Origin of the sequence: Microcystis sp. LEGE 00066, from assembly GCF_015207925.1 — a bacterium.
GTDB lineage: Bacteria > Cyanobacteriota > Cyanobacteriia > Cyanobacteriales > Microcystaceae > Microcystis > Microcystis ichthyoblabe_A.
In genome coordinates, this window is record NZ_JADEVX010000342.1 from 1 (window position 1) to 1,657 (window position 1,657).

Consider the following 1,657-nt stretch of genomic DNA (forward strand, 5'->3'; position numbering starts at 1 on the left):
GAAATTCAGAACATAGACCATCTAGGGATAGTGGCAGGAATAATAGACTCAATCGGAATAGTAGAAATAATAAACGAATTGATAGGAGTCGAAAAAGACGAAAAAGTAAATGCAGGTCAAGTAGTAAAAGCCATGATAATCAACGGGTTAGGATTTGTTTCCAAACCCTTATATATGTTTCCCGAATATTTTGAAACAATCGCCTGTGAACATCTAATAGGAACAGGAGTAAAACCAGAATATCTCAACGACGATAAATTGGGGAGAGTCATGGATAAACTATTTATAAAAGGATTAGATACAATATTTTTCATCATCGCAGTAAAAGCCGCCCAAAAATTTGGAGTATCACTATCAACATCACATCTAGACTCATCATCAATCCACGTACATGGGCAGTATAACACTAGCTTACCAGAAGTAATATTTGAGAATCAAAAAATAGGAAATAACCAAGAATTAGAAGAAATAGCAGTAAAATCACCAAAAGAAATAACCATCACTTATGGTTATTCTCGTGACCATCGGCCGGACTTAAAACAGTTCATCATAGAAATGATATGTTCAGGAGATGGAGACATCCCAATATTTTTGAAACTAGCATCAGGAAACCAAGCAGACTCATCATGTTTTGGTCAAATAGCAGTAGAATATCACAAACAATTAGAAGTTAATAGTCTCATGGTTGCTGACTCTGCCTTATATACAGAATCAAACCTGAAAATGATGTCAGATTTACAGTGGTTATGTCGAGTACCATTAAGCATAAAAGCAGCAAAATCATTAATATCAACAATACCAGAATCAGAATTTATTGATAGTACAATACCAGGATATAAATTAGTATCAAAAACCGAAAATTATGCAGGAATAGAACAAAGATGGTTAGTAGTACAAAGTCAAGAAAGAAGAGAATCAGACCTGCGTAAACTAACCCAAAAAATTACCAAAGCCGAATCAAAAGCGGTTCTTGATTTGAAAAAGTTATCACAAGAGAGATTTGCTTGTGAAGCAGATGCTATCAAGGCATTATCAAAATTATCAACCCAGTTCAAATATCACCAAATTAACGAAAGTAAGGTTACTCCAGCCAAATCTAATAAAAAAGATTCTCTAAATGAAATATCCTACCAAATATCAGCTACAGTCTGCCAGGATGAAAGTAAAATTAATACAGAATTGCTGAGTGCAGGACGTTTTATTATTGCTACGAATGTTTTAGATTCACAGGAACTTAGTGATGATTCTATGCTCAGGGAATATAAAGCTCAACAATCATGTGAACGGGGGTTTGGTTTTCTCAAAGACCCATTATTTTTTGCCGATAGTATTTTCCTTAAAAGTCCTGAGAGAATAGAGTCTATGGGAATGATTATGGGTTTATGTCTCTTGGTTTATACATTGGCTCAACGTCAAATTAGAAATGCTCTGAAAGAGTCTAAATCAACAATTAAAAATCAATTAGGTAAAGCAACTAATTCCCCTACTTTACGCTGGATTTTTCAATGCTTTCATTGTATTCATTTGATTACACTTAATCAGGAGGAACATATTTCTAATTGGAATAAGGACAGAGATTTTATCTTGCGTCTTTTACCAGATGATTGTTTACGTTACTATCAATTAGCCACCTAATTATTATCTCTATCAATTTAAT

Annotated in this window: 1 protein-coding gene; it reads left to right on the forward strand. The window is 33.7% G+C overall.

The window, feature by feature from the left end; all coding sequences use genetic code 11:
- On the forward strand, positions 1-1,635 hold a 1,635-nt coding region (locus IQ224_RS23350), incomplete at its 5' end, for an IS1634 family transposase (protein ID WP_194033549.1).
- Positions 1,636-1,657 lie beyond the last annotated feature (22 nt).